The sequence below is a fragment of the Streptomyces sp. GESEQ-35 genome (assembly GCF_017948485.1).
In the GTDB taxonomy this organism is placed as follows: domain Bacteria; phylum Actinomycetota; class Actinomycetes; order Streptomycetales; family Streptomycetaceae; genus Streptomyces.
This window is the reverse complement of record NZ_JAFFSX010000002.1, coordinates 500508-525757: the sequence shown is the minus strand read 5'-3', so window position 1 is coordinate 525757 and position 25250 is coordinate 500508. Positions and strand designations below refer to the sequence as shown.

The window sequence follows — 25250 nt, the reverse complement described above, 5'->3', positions numbered from 1 at the left end:
CGTGCGGCGGGCCTTTCCTATGCCTCCCGCAAGGCCTTGGCCAGCGTCCCCTCACCCGTCACGGTGATACGGCCGTCCCGCACCGCGTCCGCCAGGCTCGACTCGCCCCGCCCGACCGCCTCCCACGTACCGGCGTCCAGGACCAGCCGGGCGTCGGGCTCCACGGGCGCGGGCCCCTCGCCGTACACGGGCCCCACCTCGGCCCCGACGTACACATGGAACTCGCCTTCCTCCAGCCGGACTTCGACGAGCCCCTCGCCGTGAAGCGACCGGAGCAGCGGCAGGGCGAACCAGTGCGCCCGTACGGCGTCGGTGGGCCGCCGCTCCCCCAGCTCGGCCTGTCCCCACGCGCCCAGCGCCTGGAGGACCGGCAACAACTCCCGCCCGCGCCCGGTGAGTTCGTAGACGAACGCCGCGCCGGGCGGTGGCAGCCGGCGGCGCGAGGTCAGCCCGTCGCGTTCCATGTCCTTGAGCCTCGACGCGAGTACGTCCGTGCTGACGCCCGGCAGGTCGGCGTGCAGGTCGGTGTAGCGACGCGGACCGGCGAGCAGCTCACGGACGATCAGCAGGGTCCAGCGGTCGCCGACGACATCGAGCGCGCGGGCGGCGGAACAGTACTGGTCGTAGCTTCGACGAGGTGACATGCGACGCAGTCTAGACATGTCATTGGACTTTCCAAGCTCGAACTTGGTAAAACCAAGCAACACCAGATACCGGAGGGACGCATGGAGTTCCGGCAGTCGAACAAGCTCAGCGAGGTCTGTTACGAGATCCGCGGCCCGGTGATCGAGCACGCCGACGCACTGGAGAAGGCGGGACACAGCGTCCTGCGCCTCAACACCGGCAACCCCGCACTGTTCGGCTTCGAGGCGCCGGAGGAGATCCTCCAGGACATGATCCGGATGCTCCCCCAGGCGCACGGCTACACCGACTCGCGCGGCATCCTCTCCGCCCGCCGGGCCGTGGCGGGGCGCTACCAGACCCTCGGCCTGGAGGTCGGCGTCGACGACGTCTTCCTCGGCAACGGCATCTCCGAGCTGATCTCGATGGCCGTACAGGCACTGGTCGAGGACGGCGACGAAATCCTCATCCCCGCCCCGGACTTCCCCCTCTGGACGGCCGTGACGACGCTCGCGGGCGGCAAGGCGGTCCACTACCTCTGCGACGAACAGGCCGACTGGTACCCGGACCTGGACGACATGGCCGCGAAGATCACGGACCGCACCAAGGCCGTGGTCATCATCAACCCCAACAACCCCACCGGCGCCGTCTACCCCAAGGAGATCATCGAGGGCATCCTCGACCTCGCCCGCCGGCACGGCCTGATGGTCTTCGCCGACGAGATCTACGACCGGATCCTGTACGACGACGCCGTGCACCACTCGGTCGCAGCCCTCGCCCCCGACCTGGTCGTCCTGACGTTCTGCGGCCTGTCGAAGACGTACCGCGTGGCCGGATTCCGCTCGGGCTGGCTGGTGATCACCGGCCCGAAGCAGCACGCCAAGAACTACCTGGAGGGCCTGACCATGCTGGCGTCCATGCGGCTGTGCGCCAACGCGCCTGCCCAGTACGCCATCCAGGCCGCGCTCGGCGGCCGCCAGTCCATCCACGAACTGACCGCACCCGGCGGCCGTCTGCACGAGCAGCGCACCGTGGCCTGGGAGAAGCTCAACGAGATCCCCGGCGTGTCCTGTGTGAAGCCGAAAGGCTCGCTGTACGCCTTCCCCCGCCTCGACCCCAAGGTGCACAAGATCCACGACGACGAGAAGTTCGTCCTCGATCTGCTGCTGCGGGAGAAGATCCAGGTGGTCCAGGGCACCGGCTTCAACTGGCCGACCCCCGACCACTTCCGGATCCTGACCCTGCCCTACGCGGACGACCTGGACGCGGCGATCAGCAGGATCGGGCGGTTCCTGAGCGGCTATCGGCAGTAGCGCGCGGGTAGGTCGCTTCCCATGAGCAATCTGCCGCTGCTCCTCCTGGACGTGGACGGCCCTCTCAACCCGTACCGCGCGCTGTTCACCCGGCACCGCGGCTATGTGACGCGCCGGCTGCACCCCTCGGGCTGGACGAACCGGCAGGCACCGGGGTCGCGACGGCTGCGCAGGGGGCTTCGGGTGCGGCTGCACCCCGGGCACGGGGCGCGGCTGCGCGCCCTGCCGTACGAGCTGGCCTGGGCGACCACCTGGATGCACGAGGCCAACGAGATGATCGCCCCGGTGATCGGACTGCCGGGGGATCTGCCGGTCATCGAGTTCACCAACCTGTTCGCCGAGGACCCGGACGGGCTGTACTGGAAGACCCGGCGGGTCGTGGAGTGGGCGGCGGGCAGGCCCTTCGTGTGGGTCGACGACATGATCACGGACCTCGACGTCCGGCATGTCGCCGAGCACCACGAGGGGCCCGCGCTGCTGCTGCGGATCGACCCGCGCCTCGGGCTTCGGGATCCCGAGTTCGCGCGGCTGGAGCGGTGGGCTCATAGCCTGTGAGGCATGGGTGATCTTCTGCTGGTCAGACACGGTGAGACCGAGTGGTCCAGGTCGGGGCGGCACACCGGCTGGACGGACGTCCCGCTGACCGAGCGCGGGCGGGAAGAGGCGCGCGGCCTGGTTCCGCTGATCCGCTCGCACCGGGTCGGGGCCGCGTTCGTCAGCCCGTTGCAACGGGCGCGGGAGACGGCACAGCTCATCGGGCTTCAGGAGATGCGGGTCGATGTGGACCTGCGGGAGTGGGACTACGGCGGGTACGAGGGCGTCACCACCGTCGAGATCCAGCGTGAGCGGCCCGGCTGGTTCCTGTTCACGGACGGGGTCGCACCGGGGCCGCCCTCGCATCCCGGCGAGACTCCGGAACAGGTCGGCGAACGCGCGGACCGCATGCTCGGCAAGGTCGACGCCGCGCTCGCGAACACCGAGGGCGTCATCGTCCTGGTGGCCCACGGCCACTTCCTGCGCGTCCTCACCGCCCGCCGGCTCGGACTGCCGCCGTCGGACGGGGCACTGTTCCAGCTCGCGACCGGGACTCTGGGCCGACTGAGCACGGAGCATGGCCGGCCGGTGATCGCGGGGTGGAACATCAGGCCTCGGCCGTCCTGAGCGGGCCTGGTGAAGTCGGCAGCGCCCCGCAGGGGCGCGGGGCTGTATCGATATGCGGCTCCGCCGCGCGGGCGCGCCCAGCCACAGCGGACCCGCAGGCGATCGACGGCCCATCGCTCACTTCCCGCGGAGCGCTCTGCATCGGCCTGATTGTCAGACCCGCGTCGTAGTCTTCGAATGGGCCGACCGAGAGGTCGAGGACCGGGGAGGAGTACGTCATGACACGACCGCCGACCGCCGCCCAGCGGCGTGTCATCGACGCCGCCGATCCGGTGACCGGGCGGCTCAGGGGCACGGAGGCGCAGCTCGATGCGCTGGTGAAGCGGGGGCTCGCCTTCCGGCATCCGAGGCCACCGCACGATCACTTTCTGACACCTGCGGGGCATCGGATACGGGAGGAAGTCCCCGAGGCCGCCCCGGAGCCCGCCGCCCGGGCAGCCGAGGCCTCCGGTGTCTTCGCCGCCCGCGTCGGCGGCGAGGAGGGGGCGGGGGTGCCGGAGCCCGGGCCCTCCCGTGTCCGTGAAGTGCACAGCGCCTGGCAAGGGCTGCTGGAGCTGCGCCGGATGACCAATCCGCACGGCGCCACCGACCGCCCGTGCGGCTGGGAACGCGCCCATCTGGTGCAGGCCGCCGCCCTCGCCCTGGAGGCCGCCGGACATCGCCCCGCCGGGCCGGACGCGCCCCAACACCCCGCCGCACAGGACTCCTCCGGTTACCGCGTCATCGCGACCCCGCAGCCGGAGGCCGTCGCCGTGCACGAGCCGGGCGTCGAGGCGCTGCGTGCCTGCGCGGCCACGCTGGAGAAGGCGGGCTGGCAGGTCGGCGAGTACACCGAGCCGCGCACACGGATCCGGTATCTGCTGGCCTCCCCGCGCCGGACCTGATGGGCATGCCAAGATCTCTCGATCAGATCGTCGAATGCGCGACGCCGAAAACGTGAAGGGAAAACCGTGAGCGAGCCGTTCTCCGTCCCGGTGACCGTCCGCGGGTACGAGACCGATGTGCAGGGTCACCTCAACCAGGCCGTGTACCTCAACTACGCCGAGCACGCCCGCTGGTCGCTCCTCCAGGCGGCCGGCATCAGCCAGGCCGGCCTCATCGCCCAGGGTGTCGGGCCGGTGGCCCTGGAGACCACCATCCGCTACAAGCGCGAGCTGCTCGCGGGTGACGAGGTCGAGGTGACCTGCGACTTCGTCTGGGGCGAGGGCAAGACGTTCCGTATCGAGCAGACGATTCGCAAGGCCGACGGCACGGTGGCCGCCGAGGTCACGGGGGTCGGCGGGCTGCTGGACCTCAAGGCGCGCAAGCTGGTCGCCGCACCCCAGGAGCGCTTCAAGGAGCTGGCGTCCGATCCGGGCCTGTTCGGTCTGTGAGCGGGTCGCGCGCCCCGGGCGACGGTGGCCGCCTCCACCGTCGCCCAGGGTTGAGGTGAAGAACTCCCCGTCTAGCCCAGCGGGTTCAACAGGTCCGCGTCGTCCTCGAAGGCGAAGAGCAGCAGGTCCGCCATGGTGAATGCGCCCTTGCGATGGGACGGCAGGCTCGGGCGCCAGCCCGGGTGCTTCACGATCGACGTGCGGCTGCCCTCCATCGCGCGGTGGAAGACCTCGGCGACAAGGGTGCCGCCGACGCCGGTGAGGCGGCCGGGACGGCGTTCGTTCACCTCGGCCTCGCGCAGGATGTAGAACCAGAGCGGGGTGTGCGCCACCAGCGACTCCCGCTCCGTCGGGGTCAGTCCGTCGAGCTCGGCGCCGCCCGTGCCCTTGAGGATCTGGTCCGCCGTCAGCGGCTTGATGCGCATCTGCTCGGCGAGCTGCGGTCCGGTGGACAGCTCGACCATCCCGGCCCGGGTGAGGTTGCGGAAGGCGAGGTTGCGCTGGATCGGCGGCGGGGCCGGGCGGCCGCGGCCGTCGAAGGTGCCGGTGGGCAGCGCGGCCAGCGGGTCGACGAGCAGCGTGTCGATCCGCTTGGCGAGGTTGAACTCGCCCTTGGGCACGACCAGGTCGTCACGGCCCGCCTCACCGAAGTCGAACAGCCTGCGGAAGTCGACGATCCAGTTGCTGGGCAGCCGCAGGTTCTCCCCCGCGTTCGGGTCGTCGAGGTCGCTCAGGTCACCCGGGTTGTTCGGGTCGGGCGGGGTGAGGTTGCCCGCCGTGCCGCTGAAGCGGAACAACAGGCCGAGCGTGGCGATACCGCCGGGGCCGCCCACGCGGAAGACGCTGTTCCACTGGTAGGCGGTGCGCACCATGCTGTGCCCGAGCCGGTAGGCGGCGACGGAGAACTCGACGGGCATCGTCGGCAGGTCGCCGGGCCGGGACCGCCCCGGCACCTCGAAGTGGCGCCGCCCGCGGGTGAAGACACGCTCGACGATCTCCGGGTCGACGATGCGCGGCAGGAAGTCGGTGCGCAGCACCCACTGGTAGTGCTTGACGACCGACTCCCGGGCCATGCGGAACGCCCGGCGCTCGGGCACTCCGCGCTCGGCGAGGCGGTCGAGGACGCGGTTGTGGAAGCGGATGAACGCCAGATGCAGTTGGCCGACGGCCAGGTTCTCGTCGTTGCGCGCGTCCGGGATCAGCGGGGCGCGCTGGTCGGCCCGGGTGCCGCCGACCGTCTCGCCGGCCCGGGCCAGGTCGAAGCCCTTCTGGTCGGTGTTGGCGGGCGGGAGGTCAGGCGGGAACGGCACGCCGAGCGTCGTACCCATTTTGAGGTGGCCGTCCGGCTCGTAGAACCGGGCGCTGCTGGAGTGGTCCGGGCCCAGGCCGTAGAGCGAGTCGAGGTCGAGGGCCGGGCTGCGGCCCTGCACGAGGTCCTCGACGGGGACCGGGTCGCCCAGGCCCACCTGGGTGCGGTCGAGTGTCAGGTCGTGGTCGACGAACTGGCCGAGGTAGGTGAAGCCCGCCGGGATCGGTGTGCCGGGCGCGCCCGAGTCCGGGTCGTCGCCCTCCTGGCCCACGGTGGTCATGGCCGCGGCGAGCTTGGCGCGCAGCTCCTCGTCCAGCGGGGCGCCCTTCTTCTTGCCGAACCTGGAGAAGCGGAAGGCCATCTGCTGTTCGGTCGCGGTCGGCACGCGCGCGGCGGCCTGTCCCTTCTCGAATTCTAAGATCCGGCCCTCGTCGACGACGTAGTAGGTCTCACGATGGTGTCGGTGCACTGCATTACCCCCGGTTTTCTGTCCCCCGTACTCCGCGGCCGGTCCCCACCGGACGCGGAGTGGTCAGTCATGCGTATACATGCCTGCAAAACCGACAACGGTCCAGTACACGGACAAGTTCCCACCGGAGCGAAGAAATTGACGGACCGTCTGATTCCGGGGCATTGAGGAACCGCGGGCTTCAGGGACGCTGAACACCCGCCGGCCTCAGGCGTCCGTCAACTCCGGCCGGTGCTCGGTGTCGTAGACGGCACGCGACTCGGCGATGTAGACGCGATTGCGCTCCGCCCAGTCCGTGAGCCGTTGCAGTGTCTCGTGCAACTCGCGGGCGACCGGCGTGAGTTCGTATTCCACCTTGGGCGGCACCGTCGGGTGGACCGTGCGCGTGACGAGTCCGTCGCGCTCCAGGTTGCGCAGCGTCAGGGTCAGCATGCGGCGGCTGATGCCCTCGATGCTGCGCTCCAACTCGGTGAAGCGGATCGGGCCGTGCGCGGCGGCCACCAGGATCTGGACGCTCCATTTGCCCGCCACCCTGTCAAGAACTTCGCGGACCGGGCACGCGTGCGCGTTCACGACCTGGGCGGTTACACCGGTGTTCCTCTGGGACATCGAACTGCCTCCTTACCCCCACTCCCATGGTCACTCACGATGTACCCCGTTACAAGTAGTGCCCCTATGGGTCATACGGAGAACCACGGCGAATACGGAGGCGGACCGCCATGTCGTCCCTGATCGAGCGCTCCACACACGCACCACACCGAACGTACTCCCGCTGGGCGTCCCTCGTCGTGCTGTGCGCGGGGACGCTGATGACGATCCTGGACGGCAGCATCGTCACGGTCGCGATGCCGGCGATCCAGAGCGACCTCGGCTTCAGCGGCCCGGGCCTGGCCTGGGTGGTCAACGCCTATCTGATCCCGTTCGGCGGTCTGCTGTTGCTGGCCGGCCGGCTCGGTGACCTGATCGGCCGCAAGCGGATGTTCGCCGCCGGTCTCACGGTGTTCACGGCGGCCTCGGTGCTCTGCGGGATCGCCGGCAGCCAGGGCATGCTGATCACGGCTCGCGCCCTGCAAGGGCTGGGCGGGGCCATGACCTCGGCCGTCGTCCTCGGCATGCTGGTCGCACTGTTCCCCGAGCCGGGTGAACGGGCCCGTGCGATCGCGGTGTTCAGCGCGGTCGGCGCGGCGGGCGGCGCGCTCGGCACGTTCCTCGGCGGGGCGCTGACCGAGGCCCTGGGCTGGCACTGGATCTTCCTGATCAACCTGCCGATCGGCGTGGTCGCATGGCTGGCGGCGCTCCGCGTCCTGGCGCCGGACCGGGGCGAGGGCCTCGGCCGGGGCGCCGACTATCCGGGAGCGGCCCTGGTCACCGGCGCGCTGATGCTCACGGTGTACGTCATAGTCGGCTCCGGCGACCGCGACCTGACCACCACCCTGCTGCTGGCCGTGCTCGCCCTCGCCCTGTTCGTGGCGTTCACGCTCCGCCAGGCGCGTGCCGCCCGTCCGCTGCTCCGGCTGCGTCTGTTCGCCTCCCGCCTGCTGACCGGCGCGAACGCCGTCCAGATCCTGATGATCGCGACGATGTACGGCTTCCAGTTCATCGGCGCGCTTTACATCCAACGGGTCCTCGGATACGGCGAGTTGGCCACCGGCACGGCGTTCCTGCCGGCCCCGGTCGCGATCGGCGTGCTGATGCTGGGCCTGTCCGCGCGCACCATCGGCCGGTTCGGCGCGTACCGGGTGCTGCTGGCGGGGCTCGTGCTGATCGTCGCCGGCATGGCCCTGCTGAGCCGGGCCACGGTGGACGGCTCGTACGTCACGGACGTACTCCCGCCCCTTCTCCTGCTCGCCACCGGCTTCGCCGCCGCGATGCCCGCACTGACCGGACTGGCGATGACCGGGGCCCACGAGGAGGACGCGGGCCTGGCCTCCGGGCTGTTCAACACCACGCAGGTGGTGGGCGGTTCACTGGGTCTGGCGGTGCTGTCCACGTTGGCGGCGAGCAGGACCGACGGGTTGCTGGACAGTGGCGCGGAGCTGGTGTCGGCCACCGCGGAGGGCTATCAGCTGGCGTTCCGGGTGGCGACGGTGATCGCGGTGGGGGCGCTGGCACTGGCGGCCGCTGTGCTGCGCCCGGGAGCGGTGGACCGTACCCGATAGTCGGCAGCCGAATTCGGATGCGGACCACGTCCGCGAGCTGCGATGCTCGACACTCATGGCCGCACGACGCAGCAAACCCAGCCAGTACATCTCCGTCGACATCGAGGCGGACGGCCCGATTCCCGGCCCGTACTCGATGCTGAGCCTCGGCGCGGCGGTCGCCGGGGTTCAGGGCGCCGACGGGTTCACTCCCGCCGACCCCGAGAAGCACACCTTCTACCGCGAACTCCGCCCGATCAGCGACGAGTTCGTTCCCGAGGCGCTCGCGGTGAGCGGGCTCGACCGGGATCGGCTGGCCCGCGAGGGAGCGGAGCCGGCCGTCGCCCTGGCCGAGTTCACCGAGTGGGTGCGCGAGGTGAGCGTCGGCGCGCAGCCGGTGATGTGCGGCTACCCGGCGTCGTACGACTGGATGTTCCTGTACTGGTACCTGATCCGCTTCACCGGGGCGAGTCCCTTCGGGCACTCGGGCTGCCTGGACATGAAGACGCTGTACGCGACGAAGGCGGGCCTGCCGTTGCGGGCGGTGGCCAAGGGGACCATGCCGCGCGAGCTGCTGTCGGGACGCCGGCACACGCACCACGCGCTCGACGACGCCGTCGAGCAGGCCGAGTTGTTCGCGAACCTCATGGCGTGGCCCGGTCCCGGCTCACAGTGAGTTCCTCATGTCACCTCACCGCGTTCCCAGGTTCGAGGGCCAGTCTCCGACTGCCTCGCACAGCTCGCTCCTGGGAGATGACGTGCCGATCCTTCGCAGTAAAGCCGCCCGCCGCAGCGTTCTCGCCGCCTTCGGTACCGCGGTGCTGACCTCACTGTGGCCGTCCGCCGAAGCGGCCTCGACGACCGGCCTGGACGATCCGGAGAAGAAGGAGCTCGCGATGCGGCTGGTGTCCAGCGCGGAGAACTCCTCGCTGGACTGGGCGGCGCAGTACACGTACATCGAGGACATCGGCGACGGCCGTGGCTACACCGCCGGGATCATCGGTTTCTGCTCCGGTACGAGCGACATGCTCGCCCTCGTCGAGCTGTACACGCAGCGTGTCCCCGGCAATCCGCTGGCCGCCTACCTGCCCGCGCTGCGCGCGGTGGACGGCACCGACTCGCACCAGGGGCTGGGCGCGGGGTTCGTCGCCGCCTGGCGGAATGCCGCCAGGACGTCGGCGTTCCGCAGGGCCCAGCGTGACGAGCGGGACCGCGGATACTTCGACCCGGCGGTCGCGCGGGCCAAGAAGGACGGTCTCGGCGCGCTGGGCCAGTTCGTCTACTACGACGCCATGGTCATGCACGGCCCCGGCACCGACAGCCTCAGCTTCGGCGGCATACGCAAGCGTGCCCGCAAGAACGCCGGGACCCCGGCCGAGGGCGGCGGCGAGAAGACGTATCTGCACGCCTTCCTGGACGCCCGGGTGTGGGCGATGAAGCAGGAGGAGGCGCACAGCGATGTGAGCCGGGTCGAGAACGCCCAACGGATCTTTCTGAAGAAGGGCAATCTCGACCTCGGCACACCGCTCGAGTGGAAGGTGTACGGGGACAGTTACGTGATCGGCTGATGGACCGGTTCCATCGGCGCCGTGACGTCGTCGTCGGCCTGCCGGGACCTGCCGAGGTGGTTGAAGAGGAGGTTCAGGACCACCGCCGCCACACACCCCGTCGAGATGCCCGAGTCCAGGACGATCCTCGCCGTCTCGGGGAAGGCGTGGTAGAACTCCGGCGCGGTGATCGGGATGATCCCGACGGCAAGTGAGACGGCCACGATCAGGACGTTGTTGTCCTTCTCCAGGCCCGCCCGGACGAGCGTCTGGATACCGCTCGCGGCCACCGAGCCGAACAGGACCACGCCGGCGCCGCCGAGCACCGGGCGCGGTACGACCGCGATCAGCGAGGCGGCCACCGGGCACAGGCCCATCAGCACCAGGAATCCGCCGCCGGTGGCGACGACGTACCGGCTGCGGATCCTCGTCATCGCGACCAGGCCGATGTTCTGGGCGAAGGCGCTGCACATGAAGCCGTTGAAGAGCGGGCTGAGCGCCGAGCCGAGCGTGTCGGCGCGCAGGCCCGCCGCGATGGTCTTCTCGTCGGCCGGGCGCTCCACGATCTCGCCCAACGCCAGCATGTCCGCGGTCGATTCGGTCATCGAGACCACCATCACGACGCACATCGACACGATCGCCGCGACCTGGAACTGCGGTGCGCCGAAGTGGAACGGGGTCGGGAAGCCGATCACGTCCGCGTCCGCGACCGGTCCGAAGTCCGTGGCCCCGAACGGGATCGCGATCAGCGTGCCCACCACCAGGCCGAGCAGTACGGCGACCTGCTTGACGAAGCCGCGGGTGAAGCGGCGAAGGAGCAGCACGATCACGAGCGTTGCGGCCGCGAGGCCCAGGTAGGTCGTCGAACCGTAGTCGTCCGCCGCGGGGTCCGGACCCTGGGCCCACCCGAAGGCGACCGGCAGCAGCGAGACACCGATGAGGGTGATCACCGTGCCGGTGACGACCGGCGGGAAGAAGCGGACCGCCTTGCTGAAGAAGGGGGCGGCTATGAAGCCGAGGACACCTGCGACGATCACCGCTCCGAAGATGACCGGCAGCGCGTCGGACTTGTCCTCGGTCGAGGCGACGATCGCGGTCATGGGGGCGACACCGGCGAAGGTGACGCCGTTGACGAACGGCAGCCGGGCGCCGATCTTCCAGATGCCGATGGTCTGGAGGAAGGTGGCGAGGCCCGCGGTGAACAGACACGCGCCGGTGAGAAAGGTCAGTTCGGTGCCGGAGAGGCCGATGGCCGCGCCGATGATCAGGGGTGGGGCGACGACTCCCGCGTACATGGCGGCCACGTGTTGCAGGCCTGTCGTCGCCATCTTGGCGGCGGGGAGTTTTTCGTCGACGGGGTGGGCGGGGGCGGACACGGGCGGCTCCTCCGGTCGGTTGACAGCACGTCGGCTCTGACGTGGGTTTCAAGGAGGTGATGCGCGGTCGTGCGGGACCGTTTTCAGGAACTTTCAGGGAGAAGAGGACGGAGACCGTTCCGGGGCGCACACCTCTGTGCGCGCCCCGGCGACGGCCGCCGCGAACCCTCTTGGGGTCCACGGCCGCCGACCGGGAGCCGTCCCTCCCGGCCGGAGATCGAGTAGCCGTACGGCTAGCTGCCGGAGGCGATCCGCGCCAGCCGCTGCGCCTGTTCGCGCGTCGACCGGGCGATCGCGTCCTCGTCGACGTGCAACAGGCGGTTGTCCTCGACGATCTGACGGCCGTTCACGAACGAGGCGGTGACCGGAGCGGCGGCGCCGAAGACCAGCGCGGTCACCGGGTCGGCGATCGAGGCGTGGGCCAGGGTGTCCAGCTTCCACAGCACCAGGTCGGCCAGCTTGCCCGGCTCAAGCGAGCCGATCTCGGCGCCGCGGCCGAGGACTTGGGCACCGCCGTGGGTGCCGAGGCGCAGCGCCTGCCGGGCGTTGAGCGCGGCCTCACGGTGCGCACCGAGCCGGTTGATGAGCAGGGCGTTGCGCAGCTCGGTGTGGAGTTCGCCGGACTCGTTCGACGCGGTGCCGTCGACGCCGAGGCCGACCGGGACGCCGGCGGCGAGCATGTCGGGGACGCGGGCGATGCCGGCGGCGAGACGGGCGTTGGACGAGGGACAGTGGGCGACACCGGTCTTCGTCCGGGCGAAGGCGGCGATGTCGGAGTCGTTCATGTGGACGCAGTGCGCCATCCACACGTCCTCGCCGAGCCAGCCCGTGGACTCGAAGTAGTCGGTCGGCCCCATGCCGAACAGCTCCTTGCAGAACTGCTCCTCCTCGACCGTCTCCGAGCCGTGTGTGTGCAGCCGTACGCCGAGACGGCGGGCCAACTGGGCGCCGTCGCGGAGGAGTTCGGTGGAGACGGAGAAGGGCGAGCAGGGCGCGACGGCGACCTGGGTCATCGCGTCGAAGGAGGAGTCGTGGTGTTCCCTCACGGTCGCCTCGGTCGCGGCGAGGGCGCCGTCCAGGGTCTCGACGGCGAAGTCCGGCGGCAGCCCGCCGTCCTTCTCGCTGCGGTCCATGGAGCCGCGGGCGAGGGTGAAGCGGACGCCGGTCTCGCGGGCGGCGCGGATGATCGAGCCGGACAGGTCGCCGGAGCCCTGCGGGAAGACGTAGTGGTGGTCCATGGCCGTGGTGACACCGCCGCGGGCCATCATCGCGAGCGAGCCCTGCGCGGCCGAGTACGTCATCTGCTCGTCGATGCGCGCCCAGGTCGGGTACAGGGCGACGAGCCAGTCGAAGAGGTTGTGGTCGGTGGCCAGGCCCCGGGTGATCCACTGGTAGAAGTGGTGGTGGGTGTTGACCAGACCGGGGGTCACCAGGTGACCGGTGGCGTCGATTCGGCGTACGACGTTCTCCAGGCCCTCGGGGGCCGTGCCCGGGCCGAGCGCCTCGATGCGGTTGTCGGCGATGACGACGTAACCGTTTGCGTACTCGGTGTCGGCGGCATCGACCGTCGCGATCGAACAGTTCTCGATGACGATGCGCTGGGCTGCTGCCATGGTTCGTCCTTAGCGCTGTTGTGGAGAGGGCACGGCAGGACCCGGGGAGTTTGAGTACCGCGGCCGGGAGCCAGGCCCACCGGCCGCGGGTGCCGAGAATGTGGAGTCGGTCAGAGGTTGGTGAGGTCCACCGGGATCTTCGGCTCGCAGCCGTCCCGCAGGATCGTCGCCTCGATCAGGCCGTACGGCCGGTCGGCCGCGAAGTACACCTCGTTGTCGTTCTTCAGCCCGAACGGCTCCAGATCCACCAGGAAGTGGTGCTTGTTCGGGAGCGAGAAGCGGACCTCGTCGATCTCACTGCGGTTGTTGATGATCCGCGAACCCATCTGGTACAGGGTCTGCTGGAGCGACAGCGAGTAGGTCTCGGCGAAGGCCTGGAGCATGTGCTTCCTGGTCTGCTCGTAGGACTTCTCCCAGTTGGGCATCTTCTGCTCGTCGTCGGTCCAGTTGAACCGCCAGCGGCTGGAGACCTGGGTGGCCAGGATGCGGTCGTACGCCTCCGGGAGCGTCGTGTACTTGTCCTTGACGTAGCCCCAGAACTCGGAGTTCGTCGAGTTCATCACCACCAGGTCCTTGAGACCGGAGATGACCTCCCACTCCGAGCCGCCGTACGTGATCTGCGTGACCCGGGTCTCCTGGCCCTTGCGGACGAAGGAGTGCTTGACCTCGTCTGCGCCGATGAACTTGGAGTTGGCGTCCGAGCTCTCGATCCGCTCCCAGGAGTACTCCTCGATGCGGATCCGGGCCGTCTTGATCGGCTCCTGACTCGACACGAAGTGCCGGGCGAGGTGGATGCCGAACTGTTCGGCGGACTCGATGCCGTGCTCCTTGGCGAACGCGTACACCGTGTTCTTGGTGGTGTCGGTCGGCAGGACGTTGGCGTTCGAGCCGGAGTAGTGGACCTCGTCCATGTCGCCGGAGAGGGCGACGGACACATTGAGGTCCTTGATGTGGTGGGTGGCGCCGTCCCGCGTGATCTTTACGACTCGGTTCTCGGCCTTGCCGTACTGGTTCTGTCCCAGGATCGTGGGCATGGTGTCTGCTAGCTCCCTCGGTATACGGAGTAGCCGAACGGGTTGAGCAGCAGCGGCACGTGGTAATGCTCCCCGGGCCGCACGGCGAAGGTGATCGCCACCTCGGGGAAGAACACGGCACCGCTGTCCCGATTCGCGGGGGCGTCCTGCTGCGCATCGGCTTGCTTCTTCTCGAAATACGGCTCCACCGCGAAGTCGAGCCGTACGTGTGTGGCCCCTTCCGGCAGCGCCGGGAGGTCCTTGCACCGGCCGTCCGCGTCGGTCGCGGATCCGCCGAGCGCCTGCCAGTCCGCATCGCGACCGCTGCGGGCGGAGAGCTGGACGGGGACGCCCTCGGCGGGGCGGCCGACGCTGGTGTCCAGGATGTGCGTGGACACGGAGGCGGTGGTGCTGGTGCTGGTGCTCATACTCGGGCGTCCTCTTCAGTCTTCTTCGACGAGCCGGGCCAGGCGGATACGGTTGATCTTCCCCAGCTCGGTGCGGACGGTCTCCCGCTCCTGTACCGGCGAGTTCCCGATCCGCTCCTTGACCGCGTCCCGCATCTGCTCGCCGGTCCGGCCGGTAGCGCAGATCAGGAAGACATGGCCGAACTTCTCCTGGTAGGCCAGGTTCAGTTCCAGCATCTCCGCCTTCAGTTCCTCGGAGGCGCCGGCCATACCGCGCTGTTCCCGGGCCGAGGTCGGATCGCCCGGCTTGGGGCGGCCGATCGGCGGGTGCCCGGCCATCGCCTCTTCGAGGTCTACGGCGGTCAGCTCGGCCATCGCGGCATCGCTGGCGGTGTAGAGGTCCTCGGGGGTGGCGTACGGGCGGGCTGCGAGCAGTCGCCTGGCCCAGGTGGTGGCGGCGCAGGCCTCGTGAAGTGCGGCGAAGGCCGCGTGCTCCTCCAGGACGTTGAACCGGGCCAGTCCCGGGGGCGTGGAAGTCGAAGTCACGGGAGCCTCCGTGGCCGTTACCGGCCTAGCGTGCTGAACGGGCTGCGGACAGCTAACGCTCTCCGAAACACGACGTCAACACTTTGTTGAAAATTCCGGGTAACAAACCCCGGCGACCCCGAGCCCCGCCCTCAGACGCCCTTCTCGCGATTGAGGTAGTTGTAAACGGTGAACCGGCTGACACCGAGCGCACCCGCCACGGTCTCGACCCCATGCCGTACGGAGAAGGCGCCGCGCGCCTCCAGTATCCGTACGACCTCCTGCTTGGCCTTGCGGTCCAGCTCGGCCAGCGGCCTGCCCTTCTTGCGCTCCATGGCGGCCAGGATGTGATCGAGGGAGTCGGCCAGCTGCGGCAGACGCACGGCGACGACGTCCGCACCTTCCCAGGAGAGCACGACATCGTCGGGGCCGGCCTCGTCCGGCGGGAGCATCACGCCACCCATGGAGTCGACCAGCGGCTTCACGGCCGTGATGAAGGGCTCGTCCTCGCTCACTGCTCGCCCTCCCCGATCACATTGACCTGGAGCGAGACCCGGGTGGCGCCCGACTCCAAGGTCCTGCGCAGCAGCGCGTCCACGGCGGTGAGCACGGCATCGGCTCCGCCCTCCGCCGTGTTGCCGAACGGGCCGACGTCCACCGCGTCCAGCTCGGCGGCCTCGATGACCTCGCGGGCCACCAGCGCGTGCGCGGGTGCCTCGTCCAGGTCGAAGGGCTCGGTCGTGAACTCCACTCTCAATCGCACGCGCACAACCTAACGCGCGGCACGGAGTTCCGCCGAGCCCTCTTGACAAGCGGCAACACACGGCGGCAATCTTCCATTAAGCAGAAACGAACTTCCGTAATACGGAATCACGACCCACGGAAGGGAGCGCCTACCCACATGGGATTCGCAGAGCAGCGCTTCAACGTCAACCTGTCGATCCTCTTCACGGAACTCCCGCTCCTGGAGCGCCCCGCGGCCGCCGCCGCGGCAGGCTTCACCGCGGTCGAGCTGTGGTGGCCCTGGGTCGACTCCCCCACCCCCGAGCAGTCCGAGCTCGACGCCCTCAAGAAGGCGATCGAGGACGCGGGCGTCCAGCTCACGGGCCTGAACTTCTACGCCGGACAGCTGCCCGGCCCGGACCGGGGCGCCCTGTCGGTCCCCGGCGAGGAGTCAGAGCGGTTCCGCGCCAACATCGACGTGGCGGCCGATTTCGCCCGTTCGCTGGACTGCAAGGCACTCAACGCCCTGTACGGCAACCGCGTCGAGGGCGTGGACCCGGCCGAGCAGGACGCGCTCGCACTGGAGAACCTCGTCCTCGCGGCGCGGGCCGCCGACCGGATCGGCGCGATCCTGCTGATCGAGGCCCTCAACCAGCCCGAGTCGCCGCTGTACCCGCTGGTGAGCGCGCCCGCCGCCGTCGGGATCGTCGACAAGGTCAACGAGGCGACGGGACTCGGCAACGCGAAGTTCCTCATGGACCTCTACCACCTGTCCATGAACGGCGAGGACCTGCCGTCGGTGATCGAGCAGTACACATCGAAGACCGGCCATGTGCAGATCGCCGACAACCCGGGCCGCGGAGCGCCGGGCACGGGCGCGCTGCCCCTCGAAGACCTCCTCGACCAGCTGAACAAGGCGGGTTACGACGGCTGGGTCGGCCTCGAGTACAAGCCGGGCGACCGCCCGAGCGCCGAGGCCTTCGACTGGCTGCCCCGCTGACCCCCCGTACCGAAAGGCTCCTCTCATGAGCAACGCTCTTCCCAAGATCGCCTGGATAGGCCTCGGCATCATGGGCTCCCCCATGTCCGAGAACCTGATCAAGGCGGGTTACGACGTCACCGGCTTCACCCTGGAGCAGGACAAGCTCGACCGGCTCGCCGCCGCCGGTGGCAGCGCCGCCGGTTCGATCGCCGAGGCCGTGCGGGACGCCGACGTGGTCGTCACGATGGTGCCCGCCTCCCCGCAGGTCGAGGCCATCGCGTACGGCCCGGACGGCATCCTGGAGAACGCCAAGTCCGGCGCGCTGCTGATCGACATGTCCTCGATCACCCCGCAGACCTCGGTCGACCTGGCGAAGGCGGCCAAGGACAAGGGCATCCGCGTGCTGGACGCCCCGGTCTCCGGCGGCGAGGCCGGCGCGATCGAGGCCGTACTGTCGATCATGGTCGGCGGCGAGCAGGCCGACTTCGACGCCGCGAAGCCGATCCTCGAAGCACTCGGCAAGACCATCGTGCTGTGCGGTCCGCACGGCTCGGGCCAGACCGTGAAGGCCGCCAACCAGCTGATCGTCGCCGTGAACATCCAGGCGTGCGCCGAGGCCGTGGTCTTCCTGGAGAAGTCCGGCGTGGACCTGACGGCCGCACTGGACGTCCTGAACGGCGGGCTCGCCGGCTCCACCGTGCTGACCCGCAAGAAGGACAACTTCCTGAACCGGGACTTCAAGCCGGGCTTCCGTATCGACCTGCACCACAAGGACATGGGCATCGTCACGGACGCGGCCCGCAACGTGGGCGCGGCCCTTCCGGTCGGCGCCGTGGTGGCCCAGCTGGTGGCCTCCCTGCGCACCCAGGGCGACGGCGGCCTGGACCACTCCGCGCTGCTGCGCGCCGTCGAGCGTCTGTCCGGCGCTCAGCTCTGACGCCCACCCCAAAGACCTCCGGGCCGCGGCGGTGCTGACATCTGTCCTGTCGCGCCCAAGCGCCGCCGCGGCCCGGAATCCACTTCAACAAACTGTTGACGTCCAGATCGCCCAATCCTAGGCTCCACAAAGCGGAAGTTCTTTTCCGAAACTTCCCGCTGACACCCGCACGGAAGGTCCACGATGTCGAAGCGCGTGCTCACGACCGAGTCCGGCGCCCCGGTCGCCGACAACCAGAACTCCGCCTCCGCCGGCATCGGCGGCCCTCTCCTGCTCCAGGACCAGCACCTTCTGGAGAAGCTGGCGCGCTTCAACCGCGAGCGGATCCCGGAGCGCGTGGTGCACGCCCGCGGTTCCGGCGCGTACGGCTACTTCGAGGTGACCGACGACGTCACGGGCTTCACCCACGCCGATTTCCTGAGCACCGTCGGCAGGCGCACCGAGGTGTTCCTGCGCTTCTCGACCGTCGCCGACAACCTGGGCGGTGCGGACGCGGTCCGCGACCCGCGCGGCTTCGCGGTCAAGTTCTATACGGAAGAGGGCAATTACGACCTCGTCGGGAACAACACCCCGGTGTTCTTCATCAAGGACCCGATCAAGTTCCCGGACTTCATCCACTCACAGAAGCGCGACCCGTTCACCGGCAAGCAGGAGCCGGACAACGTCTGGGACTTCTGGGCGCACGCCCCCGAGGCCACGCACCAGGTGACCTGGCTGATGGGCGACCGCGGCATCCCGGCGTCGTACCGCCACATGAACGGTTACGGCTCGCACACCTACCAGTGGACCAACGCCGACGGCGAGGCCTTCTTCGTCAAGTACCACTTCAAGACCAACCAGGGCATCCGCTGCCTGAGCGGCGAGCAGGCAGCCGAGATCGCGGGCAAGGACCCCAACTCGCACCAGACGGACCTGCTCCAGGCGATCGAGCGGGGCGTCAACCCGTCGTGGACCCTGCACGTCCAGGTCATGCCGGCGGCCGACGCGGCGGACTACCGCTTCAACCCCTTCGACCTGACCAAGGTCTGGCCGCACAAGGACTACCCGCTCCAGCGCGTGGGCCGTCTGGTCCTGGACCGCAACCCGGACAACGTCTTCGCCGAGGTCGAGCAGGCCGCGTTCTCCCCGAACAACTTCGTTCCGGGCATCGGCCCCTCCCCCGACAAGATGCTCCAGGGCCGGCTGTTCGCCTACGCGGACGCGCACCGCTACCGCCTGGGCGTCAATCACACCCTGCTCGCGGTGAACGCCCCGAAGGCGACCGTCGCGAACAACTACGGCCGCGACGGCCTCATGGCGTCCAACTCCCAGGGCCGGCACGCCAGGAACTACGAGCCCAACTCGTACGACGGCCCGGCCGAGACCGGCCGCCCGCTGTCCGCCCCGCTGGCGGTGGGCGGCCACACCGGCACCCACGAGGCCCCTCTCCACACCAAGGACGACGCCTTCTTCCAGGCGGGCGAGCTCTACCGCCTGATGTCCGAGGAGGAGAGGTCCCGGCTGGTCGCGAACATCGCCGGCGGCCTGTCCCAGGTCTCCCGCGACGACGTGATCGAGAAGAACCTGGCCCACTTCCACGCCGCCGACCCGGAGTACGGCAAGCGGGTGGAGGAGGCCGTCCACGCCCTGCGCGAGGACTGAACTCCCTGCCGGCGCCCGGCAACCGATCGACCCGGATGAGGGGTGGTCCCTCGGTACGGGGCGCGGGCAGGGTGTGGACCGCGGCGGCGTGCGAGCCAGTGCGGTGGTGAAGGTCCCGAGGCGCTCCTTCTTCGACCTGAGGGAAGAAGCACCCGGCTCCGTCGCAACCGCCGCGGTCCCGGTACGACATCCCGGCCAATCAGGTCGGGTCAACTCGGCAGCGGTTCGGCAGCGCCCCGAAGGGGCGCGGGGAACTGCGCGACCAGCCACGATGGCGCCGCAGCGGACGACGCACATCGCGGCAATTCCAGCGGAGCGCTCAGCGTCGGATACGGACAACCCGTATCCGGCGCTCTCGGCGTTTCCGGGGTGCGCACACGGCCCGTCCGCAGGACGCTGAAGGCATGGCACACCCAAGGGCACACCCACTGGAACATCCGCACATCGTGGTGCATCCGCCGGCCCTGGACGGCTCCCGACGTGTCACCACGGACGACGAGACGCTGGGGGTCGCCTCGCACATCGACGACGTGGGCGAGATTCTGCGGCTGGCCGACCTGTACGTGACGGACGTGGAGCGGAGCGACCGCATCGAGTGGCAGGGCGGCGGCCCGGACGACTGGCCGGGACTGTCGGAGCACCACGAGCAGTGAGTCCGCCTGCTGCACGGGGCGTACCCCGCCTACGGAACCCTCAAATCAAGCTCTGAAGACGGGCAGGGAGGCTTCAACCTCCCCCCGAAGCGGGCAGAAACCTCACACGCCGGGCCCGCCGGCACGGGGGCGGCGGGCCCGGCGTCAGTGCGACGACCGCGGGACAGCGCGAAGGGCGGCCCATCCCCCTCGGATGGACCGCCCCTGGTGTTGGTGCGGGTACGTCAGACCTTCAGCGTCTTGATCGACGTCGGCGCATGGCCGGGCTCGGTCGCCAACTCCTCGAACTCCACCACGTTGCTGATGTCGTTGGTGGTGGACATGGAGATGTTGGTGACCCGCTCCAGGATCGCCTCAACGATCACCGGAACCTGGAACTCGGCGGCCAGCTTCTTGGCCTCCTCGAGTGCCGCACCCAGCTCGTTCGGGTCGGTCACCCTGATCGCCTTGCAGCCGAGGCCTTCGGCGACCTTGACGTGGTCCACGCCGTAGACGCCCAGCTCGGGCGAGTTGATGTTCTCAAACTCCAGGTTGACCTGGAAGTCGATCTCGAACGCCCGCTGCGCCTGGCGGATGAGGCCCAGGTAGGAGTTGTTGACCAGGACATGGACGTACGGGATCTTGTGCTGCGCCCCGACCGCCAGCTCCTCCATCATGAACTGGAAGTCGTAGTCGCCGGAGAGCGCCACGACCTGCGCCTCCGGGTCGGCCTTGGCGACGCCGAGCGCGGCCGGGACGGTCCAGCCGAGGGGGCCCGCCTGGCCGCAGTTGATCCAGTGCCGCGGCCGGTAGACGTGCAGCATCTGGGCGCCGGCGATCTGCGAGAGGCCGATGGTGGAGACGTACCGGGTCTCCGGGCCGAAGGCCTTGTTCATCTCCTCGTAGACGCGCTGTGGCTTGATCGGGATGTCGTCGAAGTGCGTACGGCGCTGGAGGGTGGCCTTCTTCTCCTGCGCCGAGTCCGCCCACGCCGAGCGGTCGGGCAGCTTGCCAGCCGCCTTCAACTCCCTTGCCACCTCGACGAACAGCTTTAGCGCGGCCTTGGCGTCGGACGCGATGCCGTAGTCCGGGGCGAAGATCTTGCCGATCTGGGTGGGCTCGACATCGACGTGGACGAACTTCCGGCCGGCCGTGTAGACGTCCAGCTTGCCGGTGTGGCGGTTGGCCCAGCGGTTGCCGATGCCGAGGACGAAGTCGGACTCCAGGAAGGTCGCGTTGCCGTAGCGGTGCGAGGTCTGGAGGCCCACCATGCCGGCGTTCAGCTCGTGGTCGTCGGGCAGGATGCCCCAGCCCATGAGGGTGGGGACGACCGGGGTGCCGGTCAACTCGGCGAACTCGACGAGGAGTTCGGCCGCGTCGGCGTTGATGACGCCGCCGCCGGCCACGATCAGCGGGCGCTCGGCGGCGTTCAGCATGCCGATCGCCTTCTCGATCTGGGCGCGGCTCGCGGCGGGCTTGTACACCGGCAGCGGCTCGTACGTCTCCGGGTCGAACTCGATCTCGGTGAGCTGGACGTCGATCGGCAGGTCGATGAGGACGGGGCCGGGACGGCCGGACCGCATCAGATGGAAGGCCTGCTGGAAGACGCCGGGGACCTGCGCGGCCTCCAGGACGGTGACGGCCATCTTGGTCACCGGCTTGGCGATCGAGGCGATGTCGACGGCCTGGAAGTCCTCCTTGTGGATCACGGCGGTCGGGGCCTGGCCCGTGATGCACAGGATCGGGATGGAGTCACCGATGGCGGAGTACAGACCGGTGATCATGTCAGTGCCGGCCGGGCCGGACGTGCCGATGCAGACGCCGATGTTGCCGGGGTGGGTCCGGGTGTACCCCTCCGCCATGTGCGAGGCGCCCTCGACGTGCCGGGCCAGAGTGTGCTGGATGCCGCCGGAGGCCTTGAGGGCCGCGTAGAACGGGTTGATCGCCGCGCCCGGGACACCGAACGCGTCGCTGACGCCCTCGCGCTTGAGGATCTCGACTGCCGCGCGGGCAGCGGTCATACGAGCCATTGAGTACTCCTGCTTCGGCTGTCGGATGTGCACTCCCGTCGCGCCCCGCGGTGAGTACTTCCGATTGACTTCCGTATTGTGGAATTTGTTTTCTACTATCTGGAAACAATGTAGGCGGGTCGGGGAAGGGCAGTCAAGAGACGGACAAGCAGGGGTTTTCTGGAGGACGATGGCAGCGCTTGTCCCGGTGTGCGGTCGCGATCTCGTCCTGGAGTGGGCCATGTCCGAGAGCGTGTCGGTGCGCTGCCCGGCCTGTCGGTGCGAGCAGCTCTACACGGCGCCGTCGTATCCATGCGCGTGCGGCGCGCCCGTGATCCCGCCGCTCGATCCGGAGGGGACCGCGACGGCCGTCACCCACCCGGTCTGGGACGAGCAGTGGGTCACCGTGCGCTGCGCGTCCTGCGGCCGCAGCGACCAGTGGCCACGGCCGGAGCTGGGCTGCGCCTGCGGGACTCTGCTGCGGATCCCGATGGCGCGCGCGGATGCCGACGGCGAGGCGGCCGAACCCGCGACGCCGGCCCCGCGACGCGCCTTCAACCCGGTGACCATCCGCACGGCCCGCGACGCCGTCACCGCCGCGGCCCTCTATCTGCGCTGGCTCGGCTACGAGGACATCCGCCGGGCGGACCAGCGGCCCCCGTCCGGTATCGGCCTGGCCGCCCGCGGCCTGGTGGCCCAGGTCGATCCGACCGTGCGCCCCGCCTCACTGCGGGACGTGGAGTGCCTGTGGCTGACGGCCATGTCGGAGTCCGCCGACTGCGTCTACTTCTCCCTCGCCGGATACGCCACGGACGCCCGCACCCGCGCCGACGCCCTGGGCATCCCCCTCTTCGTCCTCGACCTCACGGGCACCCCCCAGCCGGTCAACAGCCTCGCCGACGAACTGGATGCGACGGGGGCAACGGGCACCACCGACGCCCTGTAATCGCACGGAAAATCGCACAGCGCATAACATTTCCGGACCCCGAAAAAAGGCGATACACAAAACGGCCTCCGCCGCTACACTCTTGCCTCTGGAGATACGGCTTCGGGGGATGATGACATGGCCGATGATCCGCAATCCGCGCACGAACGCAAACTGCGACGCTGGGCAAATGAGGCGCCACCCGACCCGACCGAGGCCATCGTGGGAGTTCTGCAACTCCTCGGCAAGGCGGCGATCAAAAGGGCACAGGTGCCGCGACCCCGCCACTTGGATCTGCTCACCTTCGACGAGATCGTGCGCTATTTCGTGGAAGAACGCCCGGACACACCCGAGGTAGATCACGGCGCCCTCCTCATACGGCAAGGGCTTGCTTCCGGAATCCCCTGCCTCCAGCTGTTCGTGGACTCCGCGAACCGGCCCTGCCTGAGCCCCACCGGGTCTCCGCACGGACGGTTCATGGTGGCCCGGCGCCTGGACCGGGAGCTGACGGCCATGCTCGGCGGCCGAGAACTCATCATCTTCGAGTAGCTCGCCAACGGGGAATCGAGGAACCTATGTGGAAATGGGTGAGCGCGGGTGCGGCGTTGATTGCCGCGTCGACCGTAATCATCGCCGCGCTCCGGATACGTCTGAGGCGGCGCCGACACGAAGTCCGGATCGATCAGGAAGAGCTGAACCAATGGTTCCGGCGCCACAACTGAACAAAATCACGTAGCAAACGAACATCATCGGGGGAAAGAACAATGGATCCACTCTCTCTCATCGCCGCGATCTCCTTTTTCGGGTATATCGCTGTGGCCATCGTGGCCATCACCGTGGAAATCATCACGGAATGGTTCAAGGCCCGTGGAAAGATCAAGGCGGAGAACACGAACGCCATCGCCTTCACCCTGGCGGAGCGCATCGCCAACAAGGACTACGCGAAGGTGGGCGGGGTTTTCGACAAGACCCCGGTGACCGCGTCCACACGTGTCGTCCAGGGCTTCTTCGACGAGCGGAGCGGCCGGGTGATCGAGGCCCGCGCGCTCGCCAGCTCCCGCGAGCCCGGCGTCGACGTGGTGAAGAACCACACGGCGGGCCGCGGCCTCGTCGTCTACACCTGAGGACCGACGGTGGAACCCATCAGCATCATCTTCCTCCTCCTGGCAGGCCTCGCCGCCGGAGCCGTGCTGGCCCAGGTGACCTGGGACATGGTGGACACCTGGGTCCGCGGACGGTCCCTGCGGGGCGGATACGCCGAGATCCTCTCCAGCCGCCTGGCCAGCGGGGACTACCACGTCGTCGCCGGCATCTTCACATCGGCCGGGGTCAGGGCCGCCGACCAGACCTGGGACGCCCACGCCCTGGATCCCGAACTCACGCGCAGGCTCGCCACGTCGGGAGGTGTGATCCGTGTCCGCACATGAATCCGGGGACACCCGGTTCGCGCCCCGTCTGTTCCTCAGCGGATTCCCCGAGGACATCCCGGAACGGGAGCTGGTGAAGTTCAGAGTGCGCCTGTTCGCGATGCTCGGTGAGGTCATCAGCCGCTACCGGCCCGCCCCGTTCGCCATCAGCGCCGGATACGGCCAACCGGCGCACGAGGAGGCCCGGTCGGCCCCGGCCACCGAGCACGAAACGGAGACGCCCGAGTTTCCGACGATCGAACCGCTCTACAGCTTCGACCAGTTGGTGTTGCCCCACGAGACCACCGACAGACTGCTCGACTGTGTGTCGCTCGTCGAGGTGGCTCCACTCGTCTTCGGCACCTGGAACCTGCGGTCGATCGAGCCGAATCCGTCCACGGCGGTCAACTTCCGTGGGCCGCCCGGCACGGGAAAGACCATGGCCGCCCATGCCATCGCACACCGGCTGGGCCGCCGCATCCTGTCCTGCAGGCTGTCGGACCTGGAAAGCAAGTACCACGGCGAAGGCCCGAAGAACCTCGCCGCGCTGTTCGCCACGGCCAAGGAACAGAACGCCGTCCTGTTCGTCGACGAGGCGGAGTCGTTGCTCTCCCGCCGGTTCGCCCAGCCCCAGCAGGCCGCGGAGAGCGCCATCAACTCCATGCGGACCGAACTGCTGATGGCGCTCGACACCTTCGAAGGGCTGGTGATCTTCGCGAGCAATCTGCCGCACAGCTATGACGCGGCGATCGAGTCCCGGCTGCTGCACGTCGACTTCACGCTGCCCGACCGCACGGCCCGCAGGCTCATCTGGCAGACCCACCTGCCCGCCGAACTGCCTGTACACGACGACGTCACGCTCGACGAACTCGCCGACGTGTCCGACGTGTCGGGTCGCGACATCAAGATGGCGGTCGTCCTAGCGGCCGTCGGCACGGCCCGCCGCCGCCTCGGCACCGTCACCCGCGCCGCGCTGCTGTCGGCGCTCGAGGAGCAGCGCGCGCCCCGACCGGCCGCTCCGGCTGCGGACACCACCGCGGCCGAACTCACCGAAGAGGGACGGGAGTCGGTCGCCGACCAGCTCCGCCGCCGCCTGGCCGACGGGAAGCACGCCGAGGAGGTGAGCTGAG

At 69.1% G+C, this 25250-nt stretch carries 28 protein-coding genes; 17 read left to right on the top strand and 11 right to left on the bottom strand.

Annotation, left to right across the window (positions count from 1 at the left end):
• Positions 1-17: 17 nt before the first annotated feature.
• Positions 18-644 carry a helix-turn-helix domain-containing protein gene (locus tag KCH87_RS05880; RefSeq protein WP_210584719.1) on the bottom strand — a complete coding sequence of 209 codons (627 nt, stop codon included), beginning with the start codon at positions 642-644 and terminating at the stop codon, positions 18-20.
• An 81-nt stretch (positions 645-725) separates the two neighbouring features.
• Here KCH87_RS05880 and KCH87_RS05875 point away from each other — a divergent pair, with 81 nt between their 5' ends.
• From KCH87_RS05875 to KCH87_RS05855, 5 genes are all read left to right on the top strand, one after another.
• A complete protein-coding gene (locus tag KCH87_RS05875) occupies positions 726-1934 on the top strand; it encodes a pyridoxal phosphate-dependent aminotransferase (protein ID WP_210584717.1) in 1209 nt (402 codons plus the stop codon).
• A gap of 21 nt (positions 1935-1955) precedes the next feature.
• Positions 1956-2489, top strand: coding sequence for an HAD domain-containing protein (locus tag KCH87_RS05870; protein ID WP_210584715.1), 534 nt, complete (start codon positions 1956-1958; stop codon positions 2487-2489).
• Positions 2490-2492: 3 nt separating this feature from the next.
• Positions 2493-3095: a histidine phosphatase family protein gene (locus KCH87_RS05865; protein ID WP_210584713.1), complete on the top strand. Its 603-nt coding sequence runs from the start codon at positions 2493-2495 to the stop codon at positions 3093-3095.
• A 218-nt stretch (positions 3096-3313) separates the two neighbouring features.
• Positions 3314-3979 carry a hypothetical protein gene (locus KCH87_RS05860; protein ID WP_210584711.1) on the top strand — a complete coding sequence of 222 codons (666 nt, stop codon included), beginning with the start codon at positions 3314-3316 and terminating at the stop codon, positions 3977-3979.
• 66 nt (positions 3980-4045) lie between these two features.
• Positions 4046-4468: a thioesterase family protein gene (locus KCH87_RS05855; protein WP_210584709.1), complete on the top strand. Its 423-nt coding sequence runs from the start codon at positions 4046-4048 to the stop codon at positions 4466-4468.
• Between the two features lie 71 nt (positions 4469-4539).
• Here KCH87_RS05855 and KCH87_RS05850 read toward each other — a convergent pair whose 3' ends face one another.
• Positions 4540-6246 (bottom strand): heme peroxidase family protein, encoded by a 1707-nt coding sequence (locus KCH87_RS05850; protein ID WP_210584707.1) that lies wholly within the window; start codon positions 6244-6246, stop codon positions 4540-4542.
• Positions 6247-6453: 207 nt separating this feature from the next.
• Positions 6454-6855, bottom strand: coding sequence for a helix-turn-helix domain-containing protein (locus KCH87_RS05845; protein WP_210584705.1), 402 nt, complete (start codon positions 6853-6855; stop codon positions 6454-6456).
• A 110-nt stretch (positions 6856-6965) separates the two neighbouring features.
• On the opposite strand from KCH87_RS05845, the gene KCH87_RS05840 reads away from it, so the two are divergent.
• The 3 genes from KCH87_RS05840 (at position 6966) to KCH87_RS05830 (ending at position 9952) form a co-directional block, all read left to right on the top strand.
• Positions 6966-8405 (top strand): MFS transporter, encoded by a 1440-nt coding sequence (locus KCH87_RS05840; protein ID WP_210584703.1) that lies wholly within the window; start codon positions 6966-6968, stop codon positions 8403-8405.
• A gap of 55 nt (positions 8406-8460) precedes the next feature.
• Positions 8461-9060 (top strand): exonuclease domain-containing protein, encoded by a 600-nt coding sequence (locus KCH87_RS05835; protein ID WP_210584702.1) that lies wholly within the window; start codon positions 8461-8463, stop codon positions 9058-9060.
• Positions 9061-9142: 82 nt separating this feature from the next.
• On the top strand, positions 9143-9952 hold the full coding sequence (locus tag KCH87_RS05830) for a chitosanase (protein ID WP_308298755.1): 810 nt from the start codon (positions 9143-9145) through the stop codon (positions 9950-9952).
• Here the strand turns inward: KCH87_RS05830 and KCH87_RS05825 are convergent.
• From KCH87_RS05825 to KCH87_RS05795, 7 genes are all read right to left on the bottom strand, one after another.
• Complete coding sequence (locus KCH87_RS05825) at positions 9937-11307, bottom strand: nucleobase:cation symporter-2 family protein (RefSeq protein ID WP_308298754.1); 1371 nt, start codon at positions 11305-11307, stop codon at positions 9937-9939. The two genes, KCH87_RS05830 and KCH87_RS05825, sit on opposite strands and share 16 nt — an antisense overlap.
• Before the next feature lie 233 nt (positions 11308-11540).
• A complete protein-coding gene (locus KCH87_RS05820; RefSeq protein ID WP_210584698.1) occupies positions 11541-12920 on the bottom strand; it encodes an 8-oxoguanine deaminase in 1380 nt (459 codons plus the stop codon).
• 110 nt (positions 12921-13030) lie between these two features.
• Complete coding sequence (gene pucL, locus KCH87_RS05815; protein WP_210584696.1) at positions 13031-13954, bottom strand: factor-independent urate hydroxylase; 924 nt, start codon at positions 13952-13954, stop codon at positions 13031-13033.
• An 8-nt stretch (positions 13955-13962) separates the two neighbouring features.
• Positions 13963-14361 (bottom strand): hydroxyisourate hydrolase, encoded by a 399-nt coding sequence (gene uraH / locus KCH87_RS05810; RefSeq protein ID WP_210584694.1) that lies wholly within the window; start codon positions 14359-14361, stop codon positions 13963-13965.
• A 15-nt stretch (positions 14362-14376) separates the two neighbouring features.
• Positions 14377-14886 (bottom strand): 2-oxo-4-hydroxy-4-carboxy-5-ureidoimidazoline decarboxylase, encoded by a 510-nt coding sequence (gene uraD, locus KCH87_RS05805; RefSeq protein ID WP_210584692.1) that lies wholly within the window; start codon positions 14884-14886, stop codon positions 14377-14379.
• A 131-nt stretch (positions 14887-15017) separates the two neighbouring features.
• The gene (locus tag KCH87_RS05800) at positions 15018-15329 is read right to left on the bottom strand and encodes a helix-turn-helix domain-containing protein (RefSeq protein WP_210585005.1); all 312 of its coding nucleotides are present in this window, start codon (positions 15327-15329) and stop codon (positions 15018-15020) included.
• A 47-nt stretch (positions 15330-15376) separates the two neighbouring features.
• On the bottom strand, positions 15377-15628 hold the full coding sequence (locus KCH87_RS05795; protein ID WP_210584691.1) for a hypothetical protein: 252 nt from the start codon (positions 15626-15628) through the stop codon (positions 15377-15379).
• A 138-nt stretch (positions 15629-15766) separates the two neighbouring features.
• Between KCH87_RS05795 and KCH87_RS05790 the strand changes: the two genes are divergently transcribed.
• The 4 genes from KCH87_RS05790 (at position 15767) to KCH87_RS05775 (ending at position 19801) form a co-directional block, all read left to right on the top strand.
• Positions 15767-16588, top strand: coding sequence for a TIM barrel protein (locus KCH87_RS05790; protein WP_210584689.1), 822 nt, complete (start codon positions 15767-15769; stop codon positions 16586-16588).
• Positions 16589-16613: 25 nt separating this feature from the next.
• Positions 16614-17507 carry a 2-hydroxy-3-oxopropionate reductase gene (locus KCH87_RS05785; RefSeq protein ID WP_210584687.1) on the top strand — a complete coding sequence of 298 codons (894 nt, stop codon included), beginning with the start codon at positions 16614-16616 and terminating at the stop codon, positions 17505-17507.
• 183 nt (positions 17508-17690) lie between these two features.
• Complete coding sequence (locus KCH87_RS05780; RefSeq protein ID WP_210584685.1) at positions 17691-19148, top strand: catalase; 1458 nt, start codon at positions 17691-17693, stop codon at positions 19146-19148.
• Between the two features lie 404 nt (positions 19149-19552).
• Positions 19553-19801 carry a hypothetical protein gene (locus KCH87_RS05775; RefSeq protein ID WP_210584683.1) on the top strand — a complete coding sequence of 83 codons (249 nt, stop codon included), beginning with the start codon at positions 19553-19555 and terminating at the stop codon, positions 19799-19801.
• 224 nt (positions 19802-20025) lie between these two features.
• Here the strand turns inward: KCH87_RS05775 and gcl are convergent, their stop codons facing one another.
• Entirely contained in the window at positions 20026-21810 is a 1785-nt protein-coding gene (gene gcl / locus KCH87_RS05770) for a glyoxylate carboligase (protein ID WP_210584681.1), read from the bottom strand.
• Positions 21811-21979: 169 nt separating this feature from the next.
• Between gcl and KCH87_RS05765 the strand changes: the two genes are divergently transcribed.
• From KCH87_RS05765 to KCH87_RS48860, 5 genes are all read left to right on the top strand, one after another.
• Positions 21980-22735, top strand: coding sequence for a hypothetical protein (locus tag KCH87_RS05765; RefSeq protein WP_247195715.1), 756 nt, complete (start codon positions 21980-21982; stop codon positions 22733-22735).
• 117 nt (positions 22736-22852) lie between these two features.
• Positions 22853-23263, top strand: a complete 411-nt coding sequence (locus tag KCH87_RS05760; protein WP_210584679.1) for a hypothetical protein — start codon at positions 22853-22855, stop codon at positions 23261-23263.
• 215 nt (positions 23264-23478) lie between these two features.
• Complete coding sequence (locus KCH87_RS05755) at positions 23479-23838, top strand: hypothetical protein (protein WP_210584677.1); 360 nt, start codon at positions 23479-23481, stop codon at positions 23836-23838.
• Between the two features lie 9 nt (positions 23839-23847).
• Entirely contained in the window at positions 23848-24141 is a 294-nt protein-coding gene (locus KCH87_RS05750; protein WP_210584675.1) for a hypothetical protein, read from the top strand.
• Positions 24128-25249, top strand: coding sequence for an ATP-binding protein (locus KCH87_RS48860; protein WP_210584673.1), 1122 nt, complete (start codon positions 24128-24130; stop codon positions 25247-25249). The genes KCH87_RS05750 and KCH87_RS48860 overlap by 14 nt, the downstream gene beginning before the upstream one ends.
• Position 25250 lies beyond the last annotated feature (1 nt).